This is a genomic window from Caulobacter sp. AVps18 (assembly GCF_058681425.1).
Map to the genome: position 1 here is coordinate 3,239,068 of NZ_CM178737.1, position 25,318 is coordinate 3,264,385.

Consider the following 25,318-nt stretch of genomic DNA (forward strand, 5'->3'; position numbering starts at 1 on the left):
TAAGAGGGGAACCCCCATGTCTGCCGAAAAGAAACAAAATCTCCAGGACACGTTCCTGAACAGCGTGCGCAAATCCAAGACGCCGCTCACCATTTTCCTCGTCAATGGCGTCAAGCTTCAGGGCGTTGTCAGCTGGTTCGACAACTTCTGCGTCCTGCTGCGTCGCGATGGCCAGTCGCAACTGGTCTACAAGCACGCCATCTCGACCATCATGCCGGCCCAGCCCGTCCAGCTGTACGAGCCGAGCGCCGACTCCGACGATTGATTAGAGACGCTTGTCCAAATCCCATTCCAAATCCGTAGATCACGCCACGCCGGTTCTTAGGGCGTTTGTCATCCACCCGGTACGGCCTCTGCGAGGCCCGGCCGCCGCCTTGGCGCGTGACCCGCAGTCACGCCTGGAGGAAGCGGTCGGGCTAGCGATGGCGCTTGACCTGAACGTTGTTGAAACGGCGATCGCCCCCCTGCGCGTGGTCACGCCCGCCACCCTGTTCGGCAAGGGGAAGATCGAAGAGTTTGCGGCCATCTGCGAGGTCGAGAAGATCGACGTCGCGGTGTTCGACGATCAGTTGACGCCAGTCCAGCAACGAAATCTGGAGAAGGGCCTCAACGTCAAGGTCGTCGACCGGACGGGGCTGATCCTGGAGATCTTCGCCCGCCGGGCCCGCACGCGCGAGGGCAAGCTGCAGGTCGAGCTGGCGCGACTGGACTATGAGCGCTCGCGCCTGGTTCGCACCTGGACCCACCTTGAGCGCCAGCGCGGCGGCACCGGAAACACCGGCGGCCCCGGCGAAACCCAGATCGAGCTCGATCGCCGGCTGATCGCTGACAACATCATCAAGCTCAAGCGCGAGCTGGAAGAGGTGCGCCGCACCCGCACCCTGCATCGCAAGGCCCGCAAGAAGGTTCCGTACCCGACCGTGGCCCTGGTCGGCTACACCAATGCCGGCAAGTCCACGCTGTTCAACCGGCTGACCCAGGCTGAAGTCCTGGCCAAGGACATGCTGTTTGCGACGCTGGATCCGACCCTGCGGACGGTGAAGCTGCCCGACGGGCGTCCAGCGATCCTCTCCGACACCGTGGGCTTCATCTCCGACCTGCCGCACGAACTGGTCGAGGCGTTCCGCGCCACGCTGGAGGAGGTGCAGGAAGCAGACGTCGTGTTGCATGTGCGCGACATCGCCAATCCCGACAGCCAGTCCCAGGCTCGAGATGTCGAGACTGTGCTGGCGGAACTGGGCGTGACATTCGACGAGGGCAAGACCGTCGTTGAGGTCTGGAACAAGTTCGACCTGGTGCCCGAGGACGACCGCGAGGAGGTGACCGGCCGCGCCCGTCGGGTCGAGGCCTCTGCGGTTTCGGCTGTTACCGGCGAGGGTTGCGAGGCCCTGCTCAAGCGGATCGCCACGCTGATCGATGATGCGCCGCCCGTGGCCGTGCGCTTGACCGCCGGCGATGGCGAGGCCCTGGCCTGGATCTATCGCAATGGCCGGGTTCTCAGCCGCGAGGACGAGGCGGAGGGCGGCGTGCTGCTGGTCGCCCGCATGGACGCCCAGGCCTTGGGGCGTTTCGAGCGCCAGTTTCCCGACGCCTTTGTGATCACCGCCGCCGAATAGGAACGGACGCTCTACCGGCTTTTTTCAGCCACCTTGGCGGCGTCCCACAGGGCGTCCATCTCGGCCAGGTCGGACTGGTCGGGCGTGCGTCCGTCGGCCGCCAGCGCCGCCTCGATGAAGGCAAAGCGACGGCTGAACTTGGCGTTGGTGGCGCGCAGGGCGTCTTCGGGCTCAACGTCCAGCTTCCGGGCCAGGTTGGCGCAGACAAACAGCAGGTCGCCCAGTTCCTCGCGGGCCTTGGCCTGATCGCCGGCCGCGATTTCGACCTCAAGCTCGGCGATCTCCTCGCGCAGCTTGTCCAGCACCTGGTCGGTCGAAGGCCAGTCGAAGCCGACCCGCGCGGCGCGCTTGGTCAGTTTCACGGCGCGGGTCAGGGCGGGCAGGCCGGCGGGAACATCGTCGAGCACCCCGGTCTTGGCCTTGGCCTTGCGTTCCTGCGCCTTCAGGGCCTCCCAGCCGGCGATCTGGGCGGCCTGGTCATCATAGGCATGGTCGCCGAAGACGTGCGGATGCCGGCGGATCATCTTGTCCGAGATCGCCGCAGCCACATCGGCGAAATCGAAGACGCCCTGTTCCTGGGCCATGCGGGCGTGGAACACCACCTGCAGCAGCAGGTCGCCCAGCTCTTCCTTCAGGTCGGTCAGATCGCCGCGCTCGATGGCGTCGGCCACTTCGTAGGCTTCCTCCACTGTGTAGGGCGCGATGGAGGCGAAGGTCTGCTGCTGGTCCCAGGGGCAGCCGCCATTCGGATCCCGCAGCCGGGCCATGATCTCGATCAGGGCCGACAGCGGATGGGCGGTGTCATTGGGCGGGGGCGGCAAGGGCGACATTGGGGTCCGGTTCCGGCTCGGGCGTTGGCGCGTCCAGGGCGTCCCGAGCGGCAAGCTGGCGCTGGATCTCGGCGACGCGAGTCGCATCGAGCGGATAGCGCAACATGACGACTGCGACCACAAGGCCCATGGCGGCCGGCACGACCGAATAGAGCGCGATCAAGGCGGTCTGCCCTACCGCCGTCGGCAGTTTGGGGTCAAAGCCAAACAGGGCCAGCAGGGGGAAGGCGCCAATCGCCAGGGCGTGACCCAGTTTCACGGTGCCATTGACGATGGCGTACAGCAGGCCCGTCCGGTCGGCGCCACTGGCCAGACGCTCTTCGTCGCCGATATCGGCCATCATCGAGCGAACCAGAAGGGGGGCAGCGGAATAGGGTATCCCGGCCAGGATCAGCACCAGCATGCCGGCGATGACGTTACCGGCGGGCGTCAGCACGGCGCAGACCTGCACGATTGCGTAGATCACTGAGGCGACAGCCAGGGCATGATGCTTGCCGATCCGCCTGGCCAGCATGGGCCACAGGGGCGCGCCGGCCAGTGCGGCGACGAAATAGATCAGCAGCATCAGACCGGCTTGCGTCTTGTCGAAGCCCTTGATGCGCTCAAAGAAAAAGAAAAACAGCGCGCCGGCGATTCCGGGGGCCAAGCCCATCAGCAGGTCGGCAATCAGCAGTTTTTGCACCGAGCGGCGCTTAAGCAGCGCGAAGTATTGCGGCAGTCCGGACTTGTGCAAAACGACCGGTGCAGGGCGCTCGCTGACCGTCCTGGTCGCCAGCAGCACCGTCAGCGGGATCAGCAGAACGATGAACCAGCCCATCAGGCGAATGCCGGCGGCATGGTCGCCCTTGAAGACCAGTGAGATGAGCGGCGGCAGGGTCAGCACCAGGATCATCCCCAGCACATTGCCGGCCTGCCACCAGCCATAGACGCGCGAACGCTGCTGATAGTCATTCGAAAGCACCGCCGCCCAGGCGGTATGCGACAGCACCATCATCGAATAGCCCGCATAGACGATGATCAGGCAGGCCCACAGATACAGTGGACCTATCCCCGGCTGGGCCATAAACAGGCCGAACGCCCCGATCATCACCAGTGGTGAGCCGGCGACAAGCCAAGGCCTGAACCGCCCCCACCGCGTTCCGGTGCGGTCCATGACCCCGCCTATGAATGGGTCGAAGATGATGTCGATCAATCGGACGATCAGGAAGGCTGCGCCTACAACGCCGAGCGAAAGGCCCAGCTCGCTGACATAGAATTCCGGCAGATAGACGACCAGGGGCAGTCCAAGGGCGGCCAGCGGTAGACAGGGCGCGGCGAAAGCGGCCAACGACCAGGACGATCGCTTTTTCTCGATCATGCGTTCCTATCTCCCCAGCGGCGAGTTGAGTCCCGCCTTACAGTTCTAAGTCAGCGCCGCAGGACGTGATCTTTGGCTACTTCGAGTCGCCCTTGGCCAGCTTGTCGGCCAGACGTTGAAACGCCTGGTCAGCGTCGGTCCAGGTGCCATAGTAGGGCGTGCGGCGGATGTCGGTTTCATACCAGCTGTAGCTCACAGGCGTGGTGGTGCCAGACGGTGCGCGGTACTCGCCGCTGATCTTGGCCCCGCCGACGCCGAAGCTGGAATAGGACAGGCCGGGCCTGCCGCTCATCTGTCGCATCGTGGGGCGATTGGGCGTGGCGTCCTCGATTACGAGATACAGTTCGCCGCCCTCCGGGTTTAACGCGCCGGACCGGTCGAGCCGCTTCTCGACCGTGCGCTTCAGTTCGCGGGTCAGGTAGTCGAACTCGCGCGTATCCAGCGTCTGGGTCTTGCTGGCCAGTTCCGGCCCGATCACCACCTGAACCCTGGCCACATCGGGCGCGGGCGCAGCCCAGACGGGCGACGCCGCCAGCGCCAGGATGGAAACGATCATTGAGGTCTTCATCGCCAGAACTCCGAGCTTGGTATCCCTCGACGCCAAGTGTGCGGCGATCAGTTGCAAAACGCCAGCGTCGGTTCAGTCCGCGTGTTCAGGATCAGGAATTCGCGCGATGAAGTGCCCTTTGACCCCTTCGGGCCACTGACCATAGGGCACGGCGCCGTCGTCGGAGCTTGCGTGTGCGGCGGCAAAGTCGAGGATGGCTTCAGCAGCGTCGCGGCCAGGCTCGAACCGGCCGGCGATATAGCCCGTCTTGCCTGGTGCGCGGATGTGAACCGCGCAGGCATGGGTGCAGGCCCATAGGCAGGCGACTGAAACAACCTGCACCTGGGCATAGGCGGCATGGTCTCCAACCAGCGCCGAGGCCTGCGCCAGAAGGGCGGCGCCGCAGCTGGGCCCGTCCGGGTTTGTTGATGCGCGCGAAGGCGTCAGGCAGGTCGAACAGATCACCACCTGCGAGACCGGTGAAAGCGGCAGAGCGCTCAAGGCTGAAAATCCTGGAAAGTCGCCCTGGCCGACATGGCCAGGGTGGCGTCGCACCTGATCGCCTGAGCCTCGCCATCGACATCGGTCAGGCTCACAGGCTGCCCTACGAAGAGCGGTGCGCTGGCGCGAAACTCGAATGACGCAAGCCTGCGTTCAGGCTGCCGGCGTTGCGCCCGGGCCGCCAGCTTCACTGCGGTAAAAGGCCCCTGCACCACAAGGTCGGGATAGCCCTCGATCTCCTGCGCATAGGCGCGGTCATAGTGGATCCGGTGCGCATTGAAGGTGACGGCGGAGAATCTGAACAGGTCGGTTGGCGTTGGCGTCCAGACCTCGTCATGGGCCCGGTGCGGCGTCACTGCTGACTCGACGCTGGCCATCGGAGGGCCGGCGTCGCGATAGACCAGGGTCTGTTGTTCACTGACGCACAGTTGATCGTTCTGGGTCAGCGCGCGGTCAAGCTGGACGAAGACCAGGTCGCCAGTCTTTCCTGTGCGCGGCAGGACATCGGTCACCGTGAGCTTCAGCTGCGCGTCCTCGTCCAGTGTCAGCGGCGCGCCAAAGCGCATGCTGCTGGAGGCGAACATCCGGCGGGGCAGGGTGATCGGCGGAAGCAGGCCCGGCCCTCGACGGGGATGTCCGTCTGGCCCGAGGTCGGCGTCCGTCGGGGTTTCGAGGAAAAAGGCCCAGTGCGCCAGAGGCGGTGGGCTGCGCTCGACGTCCAGATTGCCGCCCACAGCCGCCGCAAAGCGTCTGAGAGCCTCGACGTCCAGCCGCTGGCGCCGCACTTCGCTGCGGCCGATATGACTGCGCCAGCAGGCGATGTCGTCGGGCGACAGGGTCATACGGCGCAGACCGGGAGGGCGGGGACAAAACTGGGGGTAAGACGAGGCGACATCACGCCATTCGACGAGAAACCCCGCCCGCCGTCCAGAGCCCGTTTCACCAAGTCTGCAAAGGACAGCGTCAACGCCCTTTGAAGCCCTAAGGGAACCCTGTCTAGGATAGCGCGGCAGAGGAGCCCGCATGTCGATCGCCCAAGACCAGAGCTTTCCGGAAATCCGTGACGCTGTTCGCAAGCTCTGCGCCCGCTTCCCCGGCCCTTACTGGCAGGCGCTGGATCGCGACCGCACCTATCCGACCGCGTTTGTGGACGCCCTGACTGAGGCGGGCTTCCTGTCGGTCCTGATCCCGGAGGCCTATGGCGGTTCGGGCCTGGGCCTGGGCGCAGCGACGGCGATCCTCGAAGAGGTGCATCGCTCGGGCTGCAATGGCGGCGCGTGCCATGCGCAGATGTACACCATGGGGACGCTGCTCAAGCACGGCAGCGAGGCCCAGAAAGCGGCCTATCTGCCCAGGATCGCCACGGGCGAGCTGCGTCTGCAGGCCTTCGGCGTCACCGAACCCGGCGCGGGCACCGACACCACGCGGATCAGCACGTTCGCACGCCGCGATGGCGACCACTATGTCGTCAACGGCCAGAAGCTGTGGATTTCGCGCGCCGAGCATTCCGACCTGATGGTCCTGCTGGTCCGAACCACCGCGCGCGATCAGGCGTCGAAGGCCAGTGATGGCATGAGCGTTTTGCTGGTCGATCTGCGCGAGGCGGTGGGGAACGGCCTCACCATCCGCCCGGTGCGCACCATGCTCAACCATGCCACCACCGAGCTGTTCTTCGAAGATCTGCGGGTTCCGGTGGAAAACCTGATCGGCGTGGAGGGCCAGGGTTTCCGCTACATCCTCGACGGCATGAACGCCGAGCGGATCCTGATCGCCGCAGAATGTATCGGCGACGGCAAGTTCTTCGTTGATCGGGCCAGCGCCTATGCGCTGGAGCGTGAAGTGTTTGGGCGGCCCATCGGCCAGAACCAGGGCGTCCAGTTCCCCATCGCCCGGGCCCATGTGCAGATCGCAGCGGCCGACCTGATGGTCCAGCATGCAGCGGCGCTGTTTGATTCGGGCCAGCCCTGCGGCTCGGAGGCCAATATGGGCAAGATGCTGGCGTCCGAAGCGTCTTGGTTCGCCGGTGACACCTGCCTGCAAACCCACGGCGGGTTCGGATTTGCCGAGGCCTACGATATCGAGCGCAAGTTCCGCGAAACGCGGCTGTATCAGGTGGCGCCGATCTCCACCAACCTGATCCTCAGCCATGTGGCGACCCATGTTCTTGGCTTGCCCAAGTCGTTCTAGGGGGCGTTGAATCAGAGCGCTTGCGGGACGGGGGCGGATCACTCCATTTTAGCGCTTCAGCGTCGGTCCCGAAAGGACGCGACGAGGCGCGCGATGTCGCGGCGCCCGCAGACGGGGGAACCACATGAGTGAGATTCAGGACTCGGGCTCGAGCGTAGCGGCGATCCTGGCCGCGGTGTCGGCCGAGATGGCGATCGCGGCGCAAGCCTGCGGCGAACTCGACAACGCCCTGGGCCAGATCCTCGCGGCGACGCCGCCTGAAGGACAGGGGCGCGTGATGCAGGAACTGCACACGGTGGACCTTCTCGCCCAGCACATCACCGCCGTCACCGATTTCACCCATCGGCTGGCCCTGATCGCTTCGACCGAAGATCACCTGGGCGTGGACGAGGCCCTGTCGGCCATCACGCTGGGCGCTGTCGCCGAGCGTCTGCGCAATCATCTGGCCCAGGCCAAAACGGCCTGATCAGGCCGCGCAGGTCGTGGAGTTTGTTCGGACGTCCGGGATTGGCCCCTGGACGTCGCTTTGACGCGCCATCCACGGATGGGCTGACTTGCGCGGCGCTGAACGCGGGGCTAGGCCTCGCGGCTAAACTGGATGAGGAGACGAGGTCTTGAGCGTCACGATCTACGGCATCAAGGCCTGCGACACGATGAAAAAGGCCCGCGACTGGCTCGACAGTCGCGGCGTGGCCTATGGCTTTCACGACTACAAGGTTTCTGGAATCGACCGCGCCAGACTGGAGCTCTGGGTGGCGGAGCTGGGCTGGGAAACCGTGCTCAATCGGGCTGGAACCACATTTCGCAAGCTGTCTGACGCTGAAAAGCAGGATCTGGACGCCGTCAAGGCGGTGGACCTGATGCTGGCCCAGCCCTCGATGATCAAACGCCCGATCCTGGATATCGATGGGCGGCTCAACGCAGGCTTCAAGCCTGATGTCTATGCGCGTGTGGCCGAAACCGGCGTTTGACGTCCGGCGACTTTCCTCTATTTGCGAGTCGGCCGACTTTAAGGCGACAAACCGGGCCAAGCGGGGTTAGTTCCGCTCAGGCCTCCCGAACCGAAGCCAGCGAGCGCAGGAACCATAGCTTGGGAGCCCATCCCGTCCCGTCGTACGACATGGTCATTTTTGACTTCGACGGCACGCTGGCTGACAGCGCGGCCTGGATGATCAGTGCCATCAATCCGATGGCCCGGCGCTTCGGCTTCAAGACCGTCACCGACGAAGAAATCGACATGCTGCGGGGCCGCAGCACCCGCGAGGTGATCCGTTATCTGGGCATCTCGGCCTGGAAACTGCCGATGATCGCTGCGCACGGAAAGAAGCTGATGGAGGCCGATACAGCCTCGATCCCGCTGTTTTCCGAAACACCAGGCATGTTGAAGGCGTTGCACGACGCCGGCCTTCGCCTGGCGGTTGTCAGTTCCAACAGCGAGCGGACCATTCGGGCTGTGCTGGGGCCAGATCTTTCGGGCCTGATCAGTCAGTTCTCCTGCGGAGCCTCGCTGTTTGGCAAGGCGCGCAAGTTTCGCAAGGTCACCTCGGGCGTCGTCTCGCGTGACCGGGTGATCTGCATTGGCGACGAGACGCGCGACATCGAGTCGGCGCGGGCCCTGGGCCTGGCCAGCGGCGCGGTGACGTGGGGCGCCGCCAAGCGCTCGATCCTGGTCGAGCACCGCCCAACCATCGTGTTTGAATCGCCCGCCGAAATTATTTCGCATCTCACCGCATCCGCCGCGCCAGTCGGCGGCGACTAACCTTCAGAAGACGGGGCCATGGGGCACCGCACTGGAGACAAGACGATGCTGGCGCTGATCTTCGATTTCTGGTGGCTGGCTTTCCCGCTGAGCTGGATCGCCATGTCCGGCTGGCGCAACTGGCTCGACCAAAAGACTCGTCGTGAGACCCTGGACCTGATCCAGACCTATGTCCGCAACGGCCGTGAGGCTCCGCCTGAACTTGTGGCCCGCCTGAATCGCGCCTGATTGATCCCGGTCCGCATTTCTTTTTTGCTGCCTGCATCCAGCCGATGCCCTGGCGGCGACGACCACTCAAACGCGCGCTTTGGTCGCGCTGGCCTTTGATGGGGGCAATTCGATGGAAGACCTGTTTCGTTCGTTCTGGTGGCTGATCTTTCCGCTGAGCTGGTTCGTGGCTGGAGCCTTTCGGAGCTGGCTGTCCTACAGGGCCAACCGTGACACCCTGGACCTGTTGAAATCCTACGCCGCCAGCGGACGCGAGCCGCCGCCCGAACTGGTGGCCAAGCTCAACAAGCGCTGGAACGAGGATGACGAAGATGATGACCGTCCCGCACGGCGGTCGCGTCGCCACTATCGCAGTGAGCACCCCGCCTACCAGGCCGTACTGTTCGGCGCGCTCTGTGCGGGCTTCAGCTATGCCTCGTTCGCCGACATCTATGGGGCCGGCGAGGCCTTTACCATTGTCGCCTTCGTGATGGGCGCGCTCTGTCTGGCGTCGCTCGTGTCGCTGGTGATCAGCCGGGGCCCGAGGATCTGATGGATGCGCCGCTCGTTCGGGCGGCGCGCGGCGGATCCCAGGCGGCGTTCGCCCGACTGGTCGCGATGCACGAAAAGCCGCTGAGAGGCTTTCTGCGCAAGAGTGGCTGGATGGACGCTGACGACATCGCCCAGGACGCTTTCGTGGCAGCCTGGACGAGCCTGGGAAGATTGCGCGCCGATGAAGGCTTTCGGGCCTGGCTCTATGGTATCGCCTGGCGCAAGGCCCTGGATCACCGTCGCGCCGCCAGTCGTTCGGCCCGCCGCGACGAGGATTGGCGCGGTCAGGAGGCGCAGGAGGCGGCCGCAGGGGGCGCCACCGAGGATCGCATGGCCCTTGAGGCTGCCCTTTTGACCCTGCCGGAAGATCAGCGTGCGTGTGTTACGCTTTGCTTGGGGCAAGGCTGGTCGCACGGCGAGGCCTCGCAGGTCCTGGATCTGCCGCTGGGCACTGTGAAGTCGCATGTTGCACGCGGTCGTGAGAGACTACTGGCCGTATTGGGAGACGCGTCATGACACCCGATGATCGCCTGTCCGCCTTTCTGGGCGAAGCGCCGCAGCCCGCCACCTCCGATATCTTCGTCGCCGAGGTGATGGAGGCTGTGGAGCGACGCATCCTGCGGGATCGGCTTTTGACCGGCGGGACTGCGGCCCTGGCCGCCAGCGCCGTGCTTTGGGCGTGCTCGCCGATCCTGAATCTCGCCGTGGCAGCCCTGGCTCCGACCCTGATTCCGGTGGGCGGAATCCTGGCCCTGGCCCTGGCGTCAGCCATGCTGGGCAACCGGATTCTTGTTCGGCGCTAGCCTTACGAAAGTTTCATCCCGCCGGGCGCCTCCAAATGACGGTGCTCGCGCCTCTTATAGTCAGAAGGCGGCGCTCACGGGGGCGCGCCCACCAAGAGGAGTTTCGCCATGGACGGTGCCTGGGTTCCGATCATCATGTTTCTGGTCATCGGCGCGATCGTGATCGTGCCGATCTGGCTGAAGAGCCGCGAGCGTCTCGAGATGCAAACGACGCTCCGCGCCGCCATCGACAAGGGCCAGCCGGTGCCGCCCGAAGTCATCGAGGCCCTGACGCGTACCGTGAAAGCGCCCCCGACCTCGCTCAGCGACATGCGTACCGGCGTAATCTGGCTGGCCGTCGGCATCGGCTTTGCGCTGCTGAGCTTTTTCTCCGATTTCGGCGACGGCGAGCTGCATTCGTCCGGCCTGGGCATCGCCTGCATCCCCGCTGTCATCGGCCTGGCCTATATCGCCCTGAGCTTCTTCAACCCCAACAAGCCCAAGTCGGCTTGATCGCGAAACCTGGGGAGGGGGCGACATCATGGGCATCGATCGCCCACCCACCGGCCATGACGTCGAACTCGCCGCCCTTGCGGCGGCGGGTGACCGGCGGGCCTATGGCGAGCTTGTGCGGCGGCACGGTTCGGCGGTCCGCGGCCTCCTGCGCCGGATGGGCGCCGATTCAGCGACCGCCGACGACATTGCTCAGGACGCTTTCCTGACCGGGTTCGAGCAGGTGGCCGAGTATCGCGGCGAGGGGGCCTTCGCCGGCTGGATCAAGCGGATTGCTGCGCGCCTCTACCTGCGCAAGGTCAAGCGCGAGGCTCGCATGGTGTTCACCGACGAGGCCCAGGACGGCGACGATCCCGCTGCCCTGAATGAGCCCCGCACGGCCAGCCGTATCGATCTGGACGAGGCGCTCAAGGCCTTGTCGAAGGGCGAGCGGCTCTCGGTTTCGCTTTGCTATGGCGGTGACTGGTCTCATGCCGAGGTCGCCGAGGCGTTGAACATCCCGATCGGCACGGTAAAATCCCATGTCAAACGTGGTTTGGATAAACTCAGGGCCCGACTGGCCCAACCGCCGGAAGGCGCGAGGAGGGAAGCTCATGGCTGAACCCGATTTCGAAGCCCAACTCAACCGGCTCTATGGTGAGGCTCCCTCGTTTCCGGATGCCGATCTGTTCGCCATCCAGATTTCGGCGGCACTGGACCGGGGCTGGGCCTTGCGGCGCCTGATGATCGGCGCTGCGGGTGTGGCGGTTGGGGTGATCGCGGCGGTGCAACTTGTGACCACGCGATTCTCGGCCGAACTACAGGCGCTCTCGCGTGATGGCGCGCGCGATGCCTCCAGCGAGGTTGATGCGATCCTGGCCAGGGTCAACCATATGGTCACCACCCCCGCCAGCGTTGAGGCGCTGTGGCTGGCGGCGGGGCTCGCCGTCCTGGCCATAGGCTTTGCCGTAACCCGGGCTATGGAAGAGTTCTGACGCGCCTGAGCGTGGCGTGATCATTGTTCATGTTGCGATGCGGCGCGATCTGACCGACAACAGCCCGCCCTCGCTCACGCGGGGGCCTGTTCAGGAGCATCGTTCTGTCCTCGCATCGTGAAGAGGCGGTCCGCCGTCTGGCCGCCCCCGACATCGCCGCTCGCAAGGGCGGCGTGCCTATCGTTTGCCTGACCGCCTACACCGCCCCGGTCGCGGCAGCCCTCGATGACGCCTGCGATCTGCTGCTGGTGGGCGACTCGGTGGGCATGGTCGTGCATGGCCTGCCCAATACCGTCGGCGTGACGATGGAGATGATGATCCTGCATGGCCAGGCAGTCATGCGCGGCTCGCGCAAGGCCATGGTCGTGGTCGACATGCCGTTCGGCTCTTATGAGGGACCGCCTGAGCTCGCCTACGCCAACGCCGTGCGGATCATGAAGGAGACGGGCTGCCAGGCTGTAAAGGTCGAGAGCGGCCTGACCGTGCCCGACACCATCGCCTATATGGTCCAGCGTGGCATTCCGGTGATGGGGCATGTGGGCCTGCGGCCCCAGGCCGTTCTGGTCGACGGCGGCTTCAAGGCCAAGGGCAAGGACGAGGCGGGCAGGGCGGTGATCCTCGATGAGGCCCGCCGAACGGCTGAAGCCGGTGCCTTCGCCGTTGTGATCGAGGGCGTGGCCGAGAGTCTGGCACGCGATATCACCGCCGCCATTGCGCCCCCCACCATCGGCATCGGAGCCTCGGCGGGTTGCGACGGACAGATCCTGGTCACCGACGACATGCTGGGCCTCTTCGACTGGACGCCCAGGTTCGTGCGGCGCTACGCCAATCTGAAGGGCGAGATCGAGCGCGCGGCGCGCGACTATGCCAACGACGTCAAGGCGCGCACCTTTCCTGGCGAGGCTGAGACCTACTACGCCAAGAAGGGCTAGACTCCCGAGGGCATTGGTGGGCTTTCCGGCCGTTGCGGCAGGCCCGGACACGCTATAGGTTCCCCGCCTGCGCCGGCGGCCCCCCGCTGGACACATTCTGTTGTAAACCATGCGTCGCTGCCGGCCCTGCCGGCGTCGGCGCGCAAGGGGCGCGTCGGACGCGCCCGTTTCGGAGCCTCGTTCGTGGTCGATGTATTTGACGAGGTCGAAGAGCAGCTGCGCTCCGACCGTTACAAGACCCTCGCGCTGAAGGCGCTGCCTTGGATCGGCGCCGTGACGGTCGCTGTCGTCATCGGAGTCGGTGGCTACTGGGGTTGGAGCTCCTACCAGACCCGCGAGGCGGTCAAGGCATCTGAGGCCTATCAGGCGGCGCTGGAGGCCATGGGCCGCGACGGCACCGCCAAGGGCTTCCCCGCCATGGCTGCGATCTCCAAGGGCGGCGCGCCGGGCTACCGCGCCCTGGCCCTGATGCACATGGGCGGCATCCGACTGGAAGAGGGCAAGACCGCCGAAGCCGTGGGCTATTTCGACGAAGCGGCCAAGCTTTCGAGCGATCCGGTGCTGGGCGATCTGGCCCGCCTCAAATCCGCCTTCGCGCTCATGGACACAGCCTCGTTCAAGGAAATCGAGTCGAGGTTGACGCCATTGGCGGGTGAAAAAAGTCCGTATCGCGTGAAGGCCAAGGAAGCGCTGGCGTTCGCCAAGCTTCAGGCCGGCGACACCAAGGGCGCGCGCGAGGACTTCTCTGTCCTGGCCAACCTGCTCGACAACAGATCCGACGACGTGCGCCAGCGCGCGCAGGCGGCGATGCAGGTCATCGATTCCGGCGCGGCTGCCAGCTTGCCGGCTGCGGTCAAGGCCTCGATCGCCCTGCCGCCTGCCGCCCTCCCGACCGGTCCGCAACTCGCGCCAAACGGCGCCCAATGAGCCGCCCCATGATGTCCAAGCGTTCCGTGGCGCTGATCGCGCTGATGTCAGCTGCGGTGACGGTGACCGGCTGTTCGACGATCTCCAACCTCAATCCATTCGACAAGTCCGAGAAGGACAAGGCGACGGCGACCCAGGGCCAGCGGATCTCGGTCATCGCCTTCGACCAGAAGGTGGAATCGTCAGAGGCCCTGAAAGGTACGGACTTCTTCCTTCCCGAGCCGGCCGTGCAAACCGATTGGCGGCTGCCCGGCGGCAATGCCGAGCAGGCGGTAGAGCATGTCGATGCGGCCAAGGCGTTCGAGATCGCCTGGCGCAAGGGCTTTGGTCAGAAGGCCAACCGCAAGTTTCACATCACGGCCCCGCCCGTGGCGACCGCAGATCGCATCTTCGTGATGGACGGCGAGTCGACTGTCGCGGCGCTCGACACCAAGACCGGCTCGGTGGACTGGCGGCGCGATCTGCGCCCGTCGGCCGGTCCGGGCAAGGGCGGTTTCTTCGGCTTTGGCGGCGTCAAGAACGACCGCGTCGGCTTCGGCGGCGGCCTGGCCCTGGGGCCTGACAACAAGCTCTATGTCTCGTCGGGCTTCCGCTTTGTGGCCCAGATCGACGCCGCCACGGGTGCCGAGGGCTGGCGCCAGACCACCTCCACGCCGATCCATGCTGCGCCGACCATGGTCGACGGTCGCGTCTTCGTTGTCTCGACCGACAACGAACTGCTGACCTACGCGGCGTCCACCGGAACGCCGGGTTGGACCTATCAGGCCCTGATCGAGCCGGCGCGCATCCTGTCTGCCCCGAGCCCAGCCGTCAGCGGCGACACGGTGGTGACCGGTTTTGCCTCGGGCGAACTGGTCGCCCTGCGCGCCACCAACGGCAACGACCTGTGGAGCGAGGCGCTCTCACGAGCCAGCCGCACCAACGCCCTGTCGGAAATTCGCGACATTCCCGGTCGCCCGGTGATCTACAAGGGGGACGTGTTCGCCGTCAGCCACTCGGGCGTCTTCTCGGCGACGGACCTGCGCACCGGCCAGGCGCGCTGGAGCCTTCCGGTCACCGGGATCACCAGCCCCTGGGCTGCGGGCGATGTGGTCTACGTGGTCGACAAGAGCGGTCAGGTCATCTGCGTCGCGCGCGAAAGCGGCGCGGTTTACTGGATTCGTGACCTCAACGAGGGCCTGGGCCAGACCAAGCGTCAGAAGAAGAAGCTGGCCAAGCATCCGCGCCTGTGGTCGACGCCAATCCTGGCCTCGGGTCGCCTGATCACGGTGTCCAGCGACGGCGAGGCCGTGGCCCTGAACCCCAAGACGGGTGAGACGCTCAAGAAGCTCAAGATCGGTTCGCCGGTGCTTCTGGCGCCGATCGCCGTGGGCGAGATGGTCTATCTGGTCACCGACGACGCCCAGGTCGTGGCCATTCGCTAAAGCCTTCCGCCGGACCGTTCGGTCCGCCGGCCATCAACCCAACGTTCCCGAGACCCGGGTCGGCGCAAGCCGGCCCGGGTCGTCGCTTTGCGGGAATGCGAAAAATCGACTACTGCAAGCCCATGCCTTTGAAACTCGCCATTGTCGGACGCCCCAATGTGGGCAAGTCCACGCTGTTCAACCGTCTCGCCGGTAAGAAACTGGCCATCGTCGATGACCAGCCCGGGGTCACGCGTGACCGCCGCTACGCCTCCGGTCGCCTCGGCGACCTGGATCTGGAACTGATCGACACCGCCGGTTTCGAGGATGTCTCGGACGAGAGCCTGGAAGCGCGGATGCGCGCCCAGACCGAGCTGGCCGTCGAGGAAGCCGACGTCTCGCTGTTCATCTACGACGCCCGCGAAGGCGTCACGCCGCTGGACGAGGTGTTCGCCACCCTGCTGCGCCGTCGCGGCAAGCCGGTGATCATCGCCGCCAACAAGGCCGAGGGCAAAGCCGGGCAATCGGGCATCGGCGAGGCCTACAGGCTGGGCCTGGGCGAGCCGATCCCGATCTCGGGCGAGCATGGCGAAGGCATGGCCGAGCTGTATGCTGCCATGCTGGCCGCCTTCCCCGAGGATCAGTACTCCGAGGAAGAGGAAGACGACGACAAGCCGATCCGCATCGCCATTGTCGGTCGTCCCAACGCCGGCAAGTCCACCCTGGTCAACCGCCTGATCGGCGAGCAACGCCTGCTGACTGGCCCGGAGGCCGGCATCACCCGCGATTCGATCTCGGTCGACTGGCTGTGGGACGGTCGCAAGGTTCGCCTGGTCGACACCGCTGGTCTTCGCAAGAAGGCCAAGGTGCAGGAGAAGCTGGAAAAGCTCTCCACCCAGGACTCGATCCGCGCGGTCACCTTCGCTGAGGTGGTCCTGCTGGTGATGGACGCGACCCATCCGTTCGAGGTCCAGGATCTGCAGATCGCCGACCTGACCGAGCGTGAAGGCCGGGCGCTGGTGTTTGTGCTGGCCAAGTGGGACCTCGTCGAGGACCCCGTTGCCCAGCTGAAGGATTTCCGCGAGCACGCCGAGCGCATGCTGCCCCAGCTGCGCGGCGCGCCGGTGGTGGCCCTGTCGGGCGAGACCGGTAAGGGCATTGAAAAGCTGATGCCGGCCGTGATGAAGATCCACAAGGACTGGGCGACCAAGGTCAAGACCCGCGACCTGAACGACTGGCTCCAGATGGCCATGCAGCGCCATCCGCCGCCCGCTGTCAGCGGCAAGCGGGTCAAGCCCAAGTACATGGCGCAGATCAAGGCGCGTCCGCCGACCTTCGTGCTGTTCTCGACCCGCGCGGACCAGATGCCCGAACATTATCGGCGCTATCTGATCAACAGCCTGCGCGAAAGCTTCGACCTGCCGGGGGTACCGTTGCGCATCACCATCAAGTCGGGTGCCAATCCCTATGCCGACGGTGAGGCCAAGGGCCACAGCGGCCGGGGCAAGCGCGAGTTCGAGCGTCGGGAACGCGAAGAGGAACGCATCCGCGCCTCGCGTAACACGGTCAAGAAGTCCAAGCGCATCGCCGACGAGGCCGCAGCAGCCGCTGCGGCTGAAGCAGGCTTGCCTCCGCCGGAAAAGGCGCCGGTTCGGGGGCCCAAGAAGCCGGTCAAGGCTGACGCCAAGACCACCAGCGCCGCTGTCACCGCGCCCGCTGCTGAACCCGGCAAGGCTGCGGTTAAGTCAGTGAAGAAGCAGGGGCCGCGCGCCCAGAAAAAGGTGTCCAGCACGCCCAGCTACAAGGTCGGCTTCAAGGCCGCCGGCGGCAAGGCGGCTACGGGCCCCAAGCGCCCGGTGGCAGGCTCCAAGATCGTTCGCGGCAATAAGGGGCCCGGGAAGCCCAATGGGCGATAGGGGCAGGGAGCCTGTGGGCATCGCTCTGGATCGCCGGCTGCTGCTGTGCCAGGGGGCTGCGTTTGGCGCTGTTGCCCTCTCGGCTGGGCCGGGCTCGGCCCGGGCCGCCACCGGCACTCGGCTGATCCTGCTTGGAACCGGCGGCGGGCCTACGCCCAAGAAGAACCGGTCAGCGCCGGCCCAGGCGATTGTTGTGAACGGCGTAACCTATGTGATCGATTGCGGCGACGGTGTTGCCCGGCAGATCGTGGCGGCCGGGCTGAAGCTTGGATCGATCCGCAGCGTCTTCATCACCCATCACCATTCGGATCACAACGCCGACCTTGGCAATCTCCTGCTATTGGCCTGGGCCGCCGACCTGGATCACAGGGTCAACGCCTATGGTCCGCCGCCCCTGGCGGCCATGATCCGGCAATCGCTGTCGCTGAACGCCTTCGACATCAAGACCCGCATCGCCGACGAGGGGCGCCCGCCCTTGGCACCGTTGATCCACCCGCATGAGTTCGCCAAGCCCGGCCTGGTCATGCAGGACGCCAATGTGAAGGTGACGGCCGCCCTTGTGCGCCATCCGCCTGTAGAGCCTGCGTTCGCCTATCGTTTCGACACGGCCGACCGGTCGATCGTCATTTCCGGCGACACCGCGCCGTCCGAGGCCCTGATCGGTTTGGCGAAGGGCGCGGACGTGCTGGTCCACGAAGTGATGTATCTTCCGGCGCTGGAAAAGCTGCTCGCCACCGAGGCCAACGCCACCCGCCTGAAGGACCATCTGCTGGCCAGCCACACCACGACCGAGCAGGTGGGCCGCATCGCGACGGCGGCGGGGGTCAAGACCCTGGTGCTGTCCCACTTCGTGCCCGGCGGCTATCCGTTCATCGAAGACAGCGTCTGGCGGGACGCTGTGCGGCCTCACTTCGCCGGCGAGATCATCGTCGGTCGCGACCTTCTGGAGATCTAGGCTGGCATCAGCTGACGCTGGCCGACTCCTGGCCGCGTTCCTTGAAGCGCGCGACGCCGCGCGGCGGATCGCGGTCTGGCCGGACCAGATCGACGATATAGGGCACGATGGTGTCCGGCGCGGGCACCGTCTGGGGATCTTCGCCCGGGAAGGCACCAGACCGCATCTTGGTGCGCATGGCCCCTGGATCAACGCACAGGGCGCGGACGCAGGTGTTTTCCATCTCGTCGGCATAGCATGCGACAATGGCTTCCAGGCCCGCCTTGGAGGCCGCATAGCCACCCCAGAAGGCCCGGTGCGTCCTGGCGACGCTACTGGTCAGGAACAGCGCCCGACCGGCGGCGGAGGCGCGCAGCAGCGGGTCCATGGCCCGGATCAGTCGCCAGTTCGCTGTCAGGTTGGTGGCCATGATCATGTCCCAGCCCTTGGGGTCCAGGTGGCCTACGGGCGTCAGGGCGCCCAGCACCCCGGCGGCGCCGACCAGGATGTCCAGCTTGCCCCAGCGCTGGTAGAGGGCCGCGCCCAGCTGGTCCAGGCCATCGGGTTCGCGCAGGTCCAAGGGGACCAGGGTGGCGTGCTCGCCCGTGGCGGTGAAGATCTGGTCGTCCAGAGCCTCCAGAGCGCCCTGGGTTCGACCCAGGGCGACGACCTGGGCTCCGGCCTGGGCGAGGCCCAGGGCGATGGCTGCGCCGATACCACGCGTCGCGCCGGTGACCAGGGCCAGGCGGCCCGCGAGAGGTTTTTGAGAGTCGGAAGTCATGCGGGCGTTCTAGTCCATGCTGGCCGGAAACTGAACCACGGTGCAGCGTCTCCGGGTTGATGCTTCGCTGAACCCGCTCAGGCCTCGTCAGCGGCCCGCTTGGCGTAGTGCTGGGCGATCACCGAGCAGGCCATCAGCTGGATCTGGTGGAAGATCATCAGCGGCAGCACCAGCACCCCGGCCGTGGCGCTGGGAAACAGGATGCCTGCCATTGGCACGCCGGTGGCCAGGCTCTTCTTGGAGCCGCAGAAGACGATGGCGATCTCGTCGGCCTTGACGAAGCCCAGGGCGCGAGCCCCGAAGGTGGTGGCCAGCAGGACGGCGACCAGCAGCGCACTGCAAACCAGCAGCAGGGCGGCCAGTTCCAGCGGGGAGACGCGGCTCCACAAGCCGCCGAACACCGCCGCGCTGAAAGCCGAATAGACCACCAGCAGGATGGAGCCCCGGTCGACATAGCCGATCAGCGGCTTGTGGCGTTCGATCCAGCGGCTGATCAGCGGTCGCGCCAGTTGGCCGGCGATGAAAGGCAGCAGAAGCTGGACGACGATGTCCTGGATGGCCTTCCAGCCGCCCGCGCCGGCCTGGGCGTGCATCAGCAGGCTGACCAGCACCGGCGTGAGGAAGATGCCCAGCAGGTTGGAGGCCGAGGCCGCGCAAACCGCTGCCGCCACATTGCCCCGGGCGATGGACGTAAAGGCGATGGACGACTGCACGGTCGACGGAAGGCAGGCCAGGAACACCATGCCCGCCGCAAGGGTCGGCGACAGCACGCCGCTCTTGGCGGCCAGCACGCCGAGGGCCGGAAACAGCACATAGGTGAAGGCCAAGATGGTCAGGTGCAGGCGCCAGTGAGTGACGCCGGCGACGACCGCCTCGCGCGACAGCTTGGCACCGTGCAGGAAGAACAGCAGGGCGATGGCTAGCTTGACCACAACGCCCAGCATCACAGCGGGCTGGCCGTGGACCGGCAGGACCGTGGCCAGCACCACCATGCCGATCAGCGCCAGGATGTAGCCGTCGATCTTCAGCTTGGTGAGAAGGGACTTCAGCAAGGGCGGTGCCTGAGCAATCTCCCTTCCCCTTGTTGGGGAAGGGGCGGGATGGGGTGACAGCGGTTGGGGATGTGGCCTGGTCGGTGAGAAGTCGACCAGCGGCGTCGCCCCAACCAATCCTCCCCCATCAAAAGGGGAGGGCTCGGGAGGCTAGGCGCTGAGCAGTGACAGTTGCTTGTCGTTTGACTCGTTTCGACCTTCGGCCACCTCGCGGTCGGTGAGGCGGGTGGGATAGTCGCCGGTGAAATAGTGGTCGGTGAACTGCGGGGTGACTGGATCGCGCGGACCGGCTTCAAGGGCCTGATAGAGCCCGTCGACCGACAGGAAGCCCAGGGAATCGACCTCCAGGAACCGGGCCATCTCTTCCAGCGACTTGTTGGCGGCCAGCAGTTGTTCACGCTCGGGCATGTCGATCCCGTAGAAGTCGGGCCACTTGATCGGCGGGCTGGCCGAGCGCAGGTGAACCTCTGCGGCGCCCGCCTCGCGGACCATGCGCACGATCTTCAGCGACGTGGTGCCGCGCACGATCGAGTCGTCGATCAGGATCACCCGCTTGCCTTCCAGAACGGCGCGGTTGGGGCTGTGCTTCATGCGCACGCCCAGTTCACGCACGCCCTGCGTGGGCTGGATGAAGGTGCGGCCGACATAGTGGTTGCGAATGATGCCCAGGTCGAAGGGCAGGCCGCTCTGCTGGGCGTAGCCGATGGCGGCCGGAACGCCGCTGTCGGGGACGGGCACAACGACGTCTGCTTCGACGCCGGTCTCGATGGCCAGGCGCTGGCCCATGCGCTTGCGCACATCATAGACCGAGCGACCGTTCACCACGCTGTCGGGGCGGGCAAAGTACACGTACTCGAAGACGCAGGGGCGGGCGGCCAGGCTGCTGAAGGGCTTGAGGGATTTCACGCCGGTGTCGGAGATGATGACCATCTCGCCGTGCTCGATGTCGCGGACGAAGCGGGCACCGATCATGTCCAGGGCGCAGGTTTCCGACGCCAGGATCGGCTGGCCGTCCAGGTCGCCCAGCACCAGCGGGCGGATGCCGAGAGGATCGCGAACTCCGATCATCTTCTTGTTGGTGATGGCCACGATGGCGTAGCCGCCTTCGATCTGGGCCACAGCGTCGATGAAACGGTCGACGATGCGCGCCTTCCGTGAGCGGGCGATCAGGTGAAGGATCACCTCGCTGTCGCTGGTGGACTGGAAGATCGCGCCTTCCTGCACCAGGCGCTCGCGCAGGCTCAGGAAGTTGGTCAGGTTGCCGTTGTGGGCGATGGCCACGCCACCGGTTTCCAGATCGGCGAACATCGGCTGGACGTTGCGGATGCCGCTGCCGCCGGCCGTGGAATAGCGGGTGTGGCCGATGGCCATCGCGCCGGGCAGGCGCTCAACCAGATCGTTGCCGGTAAAGGCGTCGCCTACATGGCCCATATGGCGTTCGGTGTGGAAGCGCTGGCCGTCGAAGGCGGCGATGCCGCAGGCTTCCTGGCCTCGATGCTGCAGGGCGTGCAGGCCGAGCGCCGCGACGGCGGCGGCGTCACGTACGCCGAAAACACCGAACACCCCGCATTCCAGGCGCAGCGTGTCATCCTCGGGATCGCGCCAGGGGGCGGAGGAATATCGATCGGTCGATTGGCCGATAAAGCTCATCGCGATGTCTCCACCAGATCGTCGAGATTCTGACGCTGGTTCTTATCATAGCCGGAGTCGGCCGGTTTGCCGTCCGACGTGTTGTCGCTGCCTTCGCGCACCGCATCCTTGATCGCGGGAGCCAGCTTGCCCGCCAGGGCGGTGCCCTTGGGTGCGAAGACTTTCAGTACCTGGGCGCTGGCCTCGGAGACTGGGTAGAAGATCGACTTGCCCACCCAGCCGGGCACGCGCTCGGGCGGCGTGGCCAGGTGGAACAGCAGGTTGAAAACGCCCAGGATCACCAGGGCGCGCATCAGGCCAAAGCCTACGCCCACGGCGCGATCAACAAGCCCCAGGGCGCTGTCGTGAAGCCCGGCGGTCAGGTGCCCGGCGATCAGGCGCAGCAGGATGAACGCGACGACGAACACCACGATCAGGGCGCTGGCCGTGGCCGCCCAGTCCGGGTCCATCAGGGACCGGAAGAGCGGGCCGCTGATCCGCAGGCCAAACAGCGCGATGGCTGCCGCAAAGATAAACGAAAGCGCCGAGGTCAGTTCCCGCGAGGCGCCACGTGCGAAGCCCACGGCACCGGACACCAGGAGCAGCAATCCGGCGATGATGTCGAAAGGCGTCACGTCAACTGGCCCCAGATCTCGTCGCCGATCCGGCGCACGGCGTCGGCGAGCCGGGCGACCCCCGCAACGGGCAAGGAGCCACCGCCTTCAGGCAGGCCGGAAAGCGATGACAGCGCCCGGCCAAACCCCAGTTTTGCGGCTTCCTTCAAACGTGTCTCCATCCGGCTGACCGGCCGCACCTCGCCCGACAGGCTGACCTCGCCGAACACGACGCAGTCCTGGGGCAGGGCGATATCGAGGGCTGAGGAGGCCAGGGCCGCCGCCGCCGCGAGATCCGCCGCCGGCTCGGTGATGCGCAGGCCGCCAGCGACGTTCAGATAGACGTCCTTGTCGCCAAAACCAAGGCCACAACGCGATTCCAGCACAGCCAACACCATGGCCAGCCGTCCTGAATCCCATCCGACGACGGCGCGCCGGGGTGTTCCGTACGCGGAGGGCGCGACAAGGGCCTGGAACTCGACCAGAACGGGTCGCGAGCCTTCAATGCCGGCGAAGACTGCAGCCCCGGCCGCGCGCTCGCCGCCCTCGTTCAGGAACAGGGCCGAGGGGTTCTTGACCTCGCGTAGGCCCACATCGCCCATCTCGAACACGCCGATCTCGTCGGTGGCTCCAAAACGGTTCTTGGCGCCGCGCAGGATGCGGAACGGATAGCCCCGCTCGCCCTCGAACGACAGCACTGCGTCGACCAGGTGCTCGACCACACGGGGACCGGCGATCTGGCCGTCCTTGGTGACATGGCCGACCAGCAGGATCGCCACGCCCTTCTTCTTGGCCAGCCGCACCAGCTCGGTGGCGCAGGCGCGCACCTGGGTAACCGTGCCGGGCCCCGCCTCGTGGGCGTCGCTCCACATGGTCTGGATCGAGTCGATGACCACCAGGTCGAAGTTGTCGCGTTTCAGACCATCCAGGATGTCGCGCAGGCTGGTCTCGGCCGCCAGCTGCACATTGGCCTTTGCCAGTCCCATGCGGTCAGCGCGCGAGCGGATCTGCTCGACCGCTTCCTCGCCCGAGATATAGGCGCAGGAGGCTCCGCGCATCGCGGCGCTGGCGCAGACCTGCAGCAGCAGGGTGGATTTGCCGACGCCTGGATCGCCGCCGATCAGGATGGCCGAGCCGGGCACGACGCCGCCGCCACAGACCCGGTCGAACTCATCGACGCCGGTGACGATGCGGGGAGGCGCGGGGGTGTCGCTTTCCAGGCCCTGGAACTGCAGGCCGCGCGTGCGGCTGGCCTTGGTGGTGGACAGGGCACCGGGCGGGCGTGCGCTGACCTCCTCGACCAGGGTGTTCCAGCCCTGGCAGGCCGGGCACTGCCCCGCCCACTTGGTCTGGACCGCCCCGCAGGACTGGCAGGCGTAAACGGCACCGTCTCGGGCCATGGGGTCTCCTGATTCTCGGATGGCTGGAGACTACAGGGTGGTGTGTCCCTGCGCCAAAGGCGGTCGTCGGCTCAGGGTTTCACGACCCGCTGCGCGCGGGGCGCGATCCGGGTCAGAAGTTCATAGGCCGTCGTGCCCGCCGCGGTCGCCGCGTCGTCGACCGAGCGATTGGGGCCGATGATCTCGACCATGGCCCCCGGCCGGGCCGCGTCGCAGTCTGTGATGTCGATGGCGATCAGGTCCATCGAGACGCGACCCAGCATCGGCCGCAGCTTGCCGTCGAACCAGACCGCTCCGCGTGGATGGGCGGCGCGCGGCACGCCGTCGGCATAGCCTGCCGCCACGATGGCGACGCGGGTGTTGTCGGTGGCGGTGTAGGTCGCGCCGTAACCGATGCTCTCGCCGCGCGGCACGTTGCGGGTCTGCAGGATCGGCGCTTCCAGCGTCGCCACGGCCTTGATCCGTGCATCGGTCAGACCTTGTGGACCACCGCCATACAGGCTGATCCCCGGCCGCGCCTGGTCGAAGCTGTAGGCCGGACCCAGGAAGATCCCCGCCGAATTGGCAAGGCTCCGACGGGCGTCGGGGAACTGCGCCGTCGCTTCGGTGAAGCGCTCCAGCTGAAGGGCGTTCAGCGGATGGTCCGGGGTATCGGCGCAGGCCAGGTGGCTGATGACCTGCACGATCTCAACGTGTTTAAGGCGATCCATGGCCCCCAACAGGACGCGGATTTCTTCCAGCCGTAGGCCCAGCCGGTTCATGCCGGTGTCGACATGCAGGCTGGCGGTCAGCCGGCCGCCGCGCGCATGGCTGTTCCAGGCCTCGATCTGCGGCAGGCTGTTGAGCACCGGCGTCAGGCGGGCAGCCTCAAGCGTTGCCGCCGAGCCTGGCGTCACCCCGTCCAGGACGTGAATGGCGGCGTCGCGGTCGCCCAGGCTGGCTCGCAGGGCCAGCCCCTCGGAGAGCCGGGCTACATAGAAGCTGCTAGCACCCTGAGCCCACAGACAGTCTGCGACCAGAGCCGCGCCCATGCCATAGCCGTCGGCCTTGACCGCCGGCGCGATCTCGGCGCCCGACGCGGCCGCCTTGAGGGCGGCATAGTTGGCGGCCAGGGCGTCCAGGTCGAGGGTCAGTCGGGCGTCTTGAAGGTCGGTCACGAAGGCTCCGGTGAGGCGCGCCCCGGGCGTAGCGGAGGCCGGGCGGCTTTTCTAGTTAGAACAGGCCCGGATGCGCAGCGAGGAACACCGAAACCAGGTTCTCGATGCCTGAGGCGGTGATCTGCACCCCGATACACAGGAGCAGGAAGGCCACCAGCCGCGACATCACGCGGGCACCCGACTGACCCAGCAGGCGCGTCACGCGGTCTGAGGCGCTGTAGAGCAGCCAGACCAGCACGGCCACCCCCGCCGCCGCAAAGCCCGCTCCGAGGAAGAAGCCTGCGGCGCTACCTTCGGTCGGACGCTGGGACGACAGGGCGATGGCCACCGAGATCGAGCCTGGGCCGGTGGTGAACGGCATGGTCATCGGGAAAAAGGCGATGTCCTCGTGCCGCTTGGCCGGTTCGGTATGGCTGGTCTTGCGATCTTCCTGCTCCTGCGGGTCCATCAGCAGGCCCCAGGCGCGGATCGCCACCACCAGTCCCCCCGCCACCCGCAGGGCACCCAGGCTGACTCCGAAGAAGTTCAGGATATAGCCGCCCAACAGCAGCGAACCGAGCAGTACGAGGAAGGAGTAGAACCCGATGGTCCGGGCCAGGGTCAGGCGTTCGGCCCGGCTACGGGCACCCATCGCCTGGTCGAAGATCAGAGACGCACCGACCGGATTGACGATCGAGAACAGCGCCGGAAACGCCAGCAGGAAGGCGCCGACGAAGCTGGAGACGGGCAGGGGGCTGAAGTCCACGGG

The 25,318-nt window shown here is 66.2% G+C and carries 30 protein-coding genes; 18 read left to right on the forward strand and 12 right to left on the reverse strand.

Features of this window, described 5'->3' with window-relative positions; genetic code table 11:
- Positions 1 to 16: 16 nt before the first annotated feature.
- Together hfq and hflX are read left to right on the forward strand one after the other, a co-directional pair.
- Positions 17 to 265 carry an RNA chaperone Hfq gene (hfq, locus tag ACW179_RS14715; RefSeq protein ID WP_013079113.1) on the forward strand — a complete coding sequence of 83 codons (249 nt, stop codon included), beginning with the start codon at positions 17 to 19 and terminating at the stop codon, positions 263 to 265.
- Between the two features lie 10 nt (positions 266 to 275).
- A complete protein-coding gene (gene hflX, locus ACW179_RS14720; protein ID WP_492060222.1) occupies positions 276 to 1,616 on the forward strand; it encodes a GTPase HflX in 1,341 nt (446 codons plus the stop codon).
- Between the two features lie 11 nt (positions 1,617 to 1,627).
- Here the strand turns inward: hflX and mazG are convergent, their stop codons facing one another.
- From mazG to ACW179_RS14745, 5 genes are all read right to left on the reverse strand, one after another.
- On the reverse strand, positions 1,628 to 2,446 hold the full coding sequence (gene mazG, locus ACW179_RS14725) for a nucleoside triphosphate pyrophosphohydrolase (RefSeq protein ID WP_492060223.1): 819 nt from the start codon (positions 2,444 to 2,446) through the stop codon (positions 1,628 to 1,630).
- Positions 2,418 to 3,803, reverse strand: coding sequence for an MFS transporter (locus ACW179_RS14730; RefSeq protein WP_492060224.1), 1,386 nt, complete (start codon positions 3,801 to 3,803; stop codon positions 2,418 to 2,420). The genes mazG and ACW179_RS14730 overlap by 29 nt, the downstream gene beginning before the upstream one ends.
- A 76-nt stretch (positions 3,804 to 3,879) precedes the next feature.
- The gene (locus tag ACW179_RS14735) at positions 3,880 to 4,359 is read right to left on the reverse strand and encodes a hypothetical protein (protein ID WP_492060225.1); all 480 of its coding nucleotides are present in this window, start codon (positions 4,357 to 4,359) and stop codon (positions 3,880 to 3,882) included.
- An 84-nt stretch (positions 4,360 to 4,443) separates the two neighbouring features.
- A complete protein-coding gene (locus ACW179_RS14740; RefSeq protein ID WP_492060226.1) occupies positions 4,444 to 4,851 on the reverse strand; it encodes a DUF1636 domain-containing protein in 408 nt (135 codons plus the stop codon).
- Complete coding sequence (locus tag ACW179_RS14745; RefSeq protein WP_492060227.1) at positions 4,848 to 5,693, reverse strand: HTD2 family dehydratase; 846 nt, start codon at positions 5,691 to 5,693, stop codon at positions 4,848 to 4,850. The genes ACW179_RS14740 and ACW179_RS14745 overlap by 4 nt, the downstream gene beginning before the upstream one ends.
- A 181-nt stretch (positions 5,694 to 5,874) precedes the next feature.
- Here ACW179_RS14745 and ACW179_RS14750 point away from each other — a divergent pair, with 181 nt between their 5' ends.
- From ACW179_RS14750 to ACW179_RS14825, 16 genes are all read left to right on the forward strand, one after another.
- Complete coding sequence (locus tag ACW179_RS14750; protein WP_492060228.1) at positions 5,875 to 7,038, forward strand: acyl-CoA dehydrogenase family protein; 1,164 nt, start codon at positions 5,875 to 5,877, stop codon at positions 7,036 to 7,038.
- A gap of 124 nt (positions 7,039 to 7,162) precedes the next feature.
- Positions 7,163 to 7,504, forward strand: coding sequence for a DUF8776 family protein (locus tag ACW179_RS14755; RefSeq protein WP_492060229.1), 342 nt, complete (start codon positions 7,163 to 7,165; stop codon positions 7,502 to 7,504).
- A 148-nt stretch (positions 7,505 to 7,652) separates the two neighbouring features.
- Positions 7,653 to 8,009, forward strand: coding sequence for an ArsC family reductase (locus ACW179_RS14760; protein ID WP_492060230.1), 357 nt, complete (start codon positions 7,653 to 7,655; stop codon positions 8,007 to 8,009).
- Positions 8,010 to 8,128: 119 nt separating this feature from the next.
- Positions 8,129 to 8,797 carry an HAD hydrolase-like protein gene (locus ACW179_RS14765; protein ID WP_492060231.1) on the forward strand — a complete coding sequence of 223 codons (669 nt, stop codon included), beginning with the start codon at positions 8,129 to 8,131 and terminating at the stop codon, positions 8,795 to 8,797.
- Between the two features lie 18 nt (positions 8,798 to 8,815).
- The gene (locus ACW179_RS14770; protein ID WP_492060232.1) at positions 8,816 to 9,025 is read left to right on the forward strand and encodes a hypothetical protein; all 210 of its coding nucleotides are present in this window, start codon (positions 8,816 to 8,818) and stop codon (positions 9,023 to 9,025) included.
- 112 nt (positions 9,026 to 9,137) lie between these two features.
- A complete protein-coding gene (locus ACW179_RS14775) occupies positions 9,138 to 9,557 on the forward strand; it encodes a hypothetical protein (protein ID WP_492060233.1) in 420 nt (139 codons plus the stop codon).
- Positions 9,557 to 10,072 carry an RNA polymerase sigma factor gene (locus tag ACW179_RS14780; protein ID WP_492060234.1) on the forward strand — a complete coding sequence of 172 codons (516 nt, stop codon included), beginning with the start codon at positions 9,557 to 9,559 and terminating at the stop codon, positions 10,070 to 10,072. Before ACW179_RS14775 ends, ACW179_RS14780 begins: the two co-directional genes overlap by 1 nt.
- Positions 10,069 to 10,359 carry a hypothetical protein gene (locus ACW179_RS14785; protein ID WP_492060235.1) on the forward strand — a complete coding sequence of 97 codons (291 nt, stop codon included), beginning with the start codon at positions 10,069 to 10,071 and terminating at the stop codon, positions 10,357 to 10,359. Before ACW179_RS14780 ends, ACW179_RS14785 begins: the two co-directional genes overlap by 4 nt.
- A gap of 108 nt (positions 10,360 to 10,467) precedes the next feature.
- Positions 10,468 to 10,851: a DUF6249 domain-containing protein gene (locus ACW179_RS14790; RefSeq protein ID WP_492060236.1), complete on the forward strand. Its 384-nt coding sequence runs from the start codon at positions 10,468 to 10,470 to the stop codon at positions 10,849 to 10,851.
- Positions 10,852 to 10,879: 28 nt separating this feature from the next.
- Positions 10,880 to 11,452: an RNA polymerase sigma factor gene (locus ACW179_RS14795; protein WP_492060237.1), complete on the forward strand. Its 573-nt coding sequence runs from the start codon at positions 10,880 to 10,882 to the stop codon at positions 11,450 to 11,452.
- Positions 11,445 to 11,825: a hypothetical protein gene (locus ACW179_RS14800; protein ID WP_492060238.1), complete on the forward strand. Its 381-nt coding sequence runs from the start codon at positions 11,445 to 11,447 to the stop codon at positions 11,823 to 11,825. The genes ACW179_RS14795 and ACW179_RS14800 overlap by 8 nt, the downstream gene beginning before the upstream one ends.
- Before the next feature lie 104 nt (positions 11,826 to 11,929).
- Positions 11,930 to 12,757 (forward strand): 3-methyl-2-oxobutanoate hydroxymethyltransferase, encoded by an 828-nt coding sequence (panB, locus tag ACW179_RS14805; RefSeq protein WP_492064324.1) that lies wholly within the window; start codon positions 11,930 to 11,932, stop codon positions 12,755 to 12,757.
- A gap of 183 nt (positions 12,758 to 12,940) precedes the next feature.
- A complete protein-coding gene (locus ACW179_RS14810; protein WP_492060239.1) occupies positions 12,941 to 13,684 on the forward strand; it encodes a tetratricopeptide repeat protein in 744 nt (247 codons plus the stop codon).
- Complete coding sequence (locus tag ACW179_RS14815) at positions 13,681 to 15,108, forward strand: PQQ-like beta-propeller repeat protein (protein WP_492060240.1); 1,428 nt, start codon at positions 13,681 to 13,683, stop codon at positions 15,106 to 15,108. Before ACW179_RS14810 ends, ACW179_RS14815 begins: the two co-directional genes overlap by 4 nt.
- A 122-nt stretch (positions 15,109 to 15,230) precedes the next feature.
- Positions 15,231 to 17,003: a ribosome biogenesis GTPase Der gene (gene der / locus ACW179_RS14820; protein WP_492060241.1), complete on the forward strand. Its 1,773-nt coding sequence runs from the start codon at positions 15,231 to 15,233 to the stop codon at positions 17,001 to 17,003.
- A gap of 13 nt (positions 17,004 to 17,016) precedes the next feature.
- Positions 17,017 to 17,958, forward strand: a complete 942-nt coding sequence (locus tag ACW179_RS14825; protein ID WP_492060242.1) for an MBL fold metallo-hydrolase — start codon at positions 17,017 to 17,019, stop codon at positions 17,956 to 17,958.
- Between the two features lie 7 nt (positions 17,959 to 17,965).
- On the opposite strand, the gene ACW179_RS14830 is transcribed toward ACW179_RS14825, so the two are convergent.
- The 7 genes from ACW179_RS14830 to ACW179_RS14860 form a co-directional block, all read right to left on the reverse strand.
- A complete protein-coding gene (locus tag ACW179_RS14830; protein WP_492060243.1) occupies positions 17,966 to 18,718 on the reverse strand; it encodes an SDR family NAD(P)-dependent oxidoreductase in 753 nt (250 codons plus the stop codon).
- A 77-nt stretch (positions 18,719 to 18,795) separates the two neighbouring features.
- Positions 18,796 to 19,788 (reverse strand): bile acid:sodium symporter family protein, encoded by a 993-nt coding sequence (locus ACW179_RS14835; RefSeq protein WP_492064325.1) that lies wholly within the window; start codon positions 19,786 to 19,788, stop codon positions 18,796 to 18,798.
- A 132-nt stretch (positions 19,789 to 19,920) separates the two neighbouring features.
- Complete coding sequence (gene purF, locus ACW179_RS14840; RefSeq protein WP_492060244.1) at positions 19,921 to 21,420, reverse strand: amidophosphoribosyltransferase; 1,500 nt, start codon at positions 21,418 to 21,420, stop codon at positions 19,921 to 19,923.
- Entirely contained in the window at positions 21,417 to 22,034 is a 618-nt protein-coding gene (locus ACW179_RS14845; protein ID WP_492060245.1) for a CvpA family protein, read from the reverse strand. The genes purF and ACW179_RS14845 overlap by 4 nt, the downstream gene beginning before the upstream one ends.
- Positions 22,031 to 23,413 carry a DNA repair protein RadA gene (gene radA, locus ACW179_RS14850; RefSeq protein WP_492060246.1) on the reverse strand — a complete coding sequence of 461 codons (1,383 nt, stop codon included), beginning with the start codon at positions 23,411 to 23,413 and terminating at the stop codon, positions 22,031 to 22,033. Before radA ends, ACW179_RS14845 begins: the two co-directional genes overlap by 4 nt.
- 71 nt (positions 23,414 to 23,484) lie before the next feature.
- On the reverse strand, positions 23,485 to 24,570 hold the full coding sequence (alr, locus tag ACW179_RS14855) for an alanine racemase (protein WP_492060247.1): 1,086 nt from the start codon (positions 24,568 to 24,570) through the stop codon (positions 23,485 to 23,487).
- A 55-nt stretch (positions 24,571 to 24,625) separates the two neighbouring features.
- Positions 24,626 to 25,315, reverse strand: coding sequence for a MarC family protein (locus ACW179_RS14860; protein ID WP_492060248.1), 690 nt, complete (start codon positions 25,313 to 25,315; stop codon positions 24,626 to 24,628).
- Between the last annotated feature and the right edge of the window lie 3 nt (positions 25,316 to 25,318).

Coding starts and splice junctions, on each gene's coding strand:
- hfq (WP_013079113.1), top strand. CDS start 17: ATGTCTGCCGAAAAGAAACAAAATCTCCAGGACACGTTCCTGAACAGC.
- mazG (WP_492060223.1), bottom strand. CDS start 2,446: ATGTCGCCCTTGCCGCCCCCGCCCAATGACACCGCCCATCCGCTGTCG.
- ACW179_RS14730 (WP_492060224.1), bottom strand. CDS start 3,803: ATGATCGAGAAAAAGCGATCGTCCTGGTCGTTGGCCGCTTTCGCCGCG.
- ACW179_RS14735 (WP_492060225.1), bottom strand. CDS start 4,359: ATGATCGTTTCCATCCTGGCGCTGGCGGCGTCGCCCGTCTGGGCTGCG.
- ACW179_RS14745 (WP_492060227.1), bottom strand. CDS start 5,693: ATGACCCTGTCGCCCGACGACATCGCCTGCTGGCGCAGTCATATCGGC.
- ACW179_RS14750 (WP_492060228.1), top strand. CDS start 5,875: ATGTCGATCGCCCAAGACCAGAGCTTTCCGGAAATCCGTGACGCTGTT.
- ACW179_RS14755 (WP_492060229.1), top strand. CDS start 7,163: ATGAGTGAGATTCAGGACTCGGGCTCGAGCGTAGCGGCGATCCTGGCC.
- ACW179_RS14770 (WP_492060232.1), top strand. CDS start 8,816: ATGGGGCACCGCACTGGAGACAAGACGATGCTGGCGCTGATCTTCGAT.
- ACW179_RS14775 (WP_492060233.1), top strand. CDS start 9,138: ATGGAAGACCTGTTTCGTTCGTTCTGGTGGCTGATCTTTCCGCTGAGC.
- ACW179_RS14780 (WP_492060234.1), top strand. CDS start 9,557: ATGGATGCGCCGCTCGTTCGGGCGGCGCGCGGCGGATCCCAGGCGGCG.
- ACW179_RS14785 (WP_492060235.1), top strand. CDS start 10,069: ATGACACCCGATGATCGCCTGTCCGCCTTTCTGGGCGAAGCGCCGCAG.
- ACW179_RS14790 (WP_492060236.1), top strand. CDS start 10,468: ATGGACGGTGCCTGGGTTCCGATCATCATGTTTCTGGTCATCGGCGCG.
- ACW179_RS14795 (WP_492060237.1), top strand. CDS start 10,880: ATGGGCATCGATCGCCCACCCACCGGCCATGACGTCGAACTCGCCGCC.
- ACW179_RS14800 (WP_492060238.1), top strand. CDS start 11,445: ATGGCTGAACCCGATTTCGAAGCCCAACTCAACCGGCTCTATGGTGAG.
- ACW179_RS14815 (WP_492060240.1), top strand. CDS start 13,681: ATGAGCCGCCCCATGATGTCCAAGCGTTCCGTGGCGCTGATCGCGCTG.
- der (WP_492060241.1), top strand. CDS start 15,231: ATGCCTTTGAAACTCGCCATTGTCGGACGCCCCAATGTGGGCAAGTCC.
- ACW179_RS14830 (WP_492060243.1), bottom strand. CDS start 18,718: ATGACTTCCGACTCTCAAAAACCTCTCGCGGGCCGCCTGGCCCTGGTC.
- purF (WP_492060244.1), bottom strand. CDS start 21,420: ATGAGCTTTATCGGCCAATCGACCGATCGATATTCCTCCGCCCCCTGG.
- radA (WP_492060246.1), bottom strand. CDS start 23,413: ATGGCCCGAGACGGTGCCGTTTACGCCTGCCAGTCCTGCGGGGCGGTC.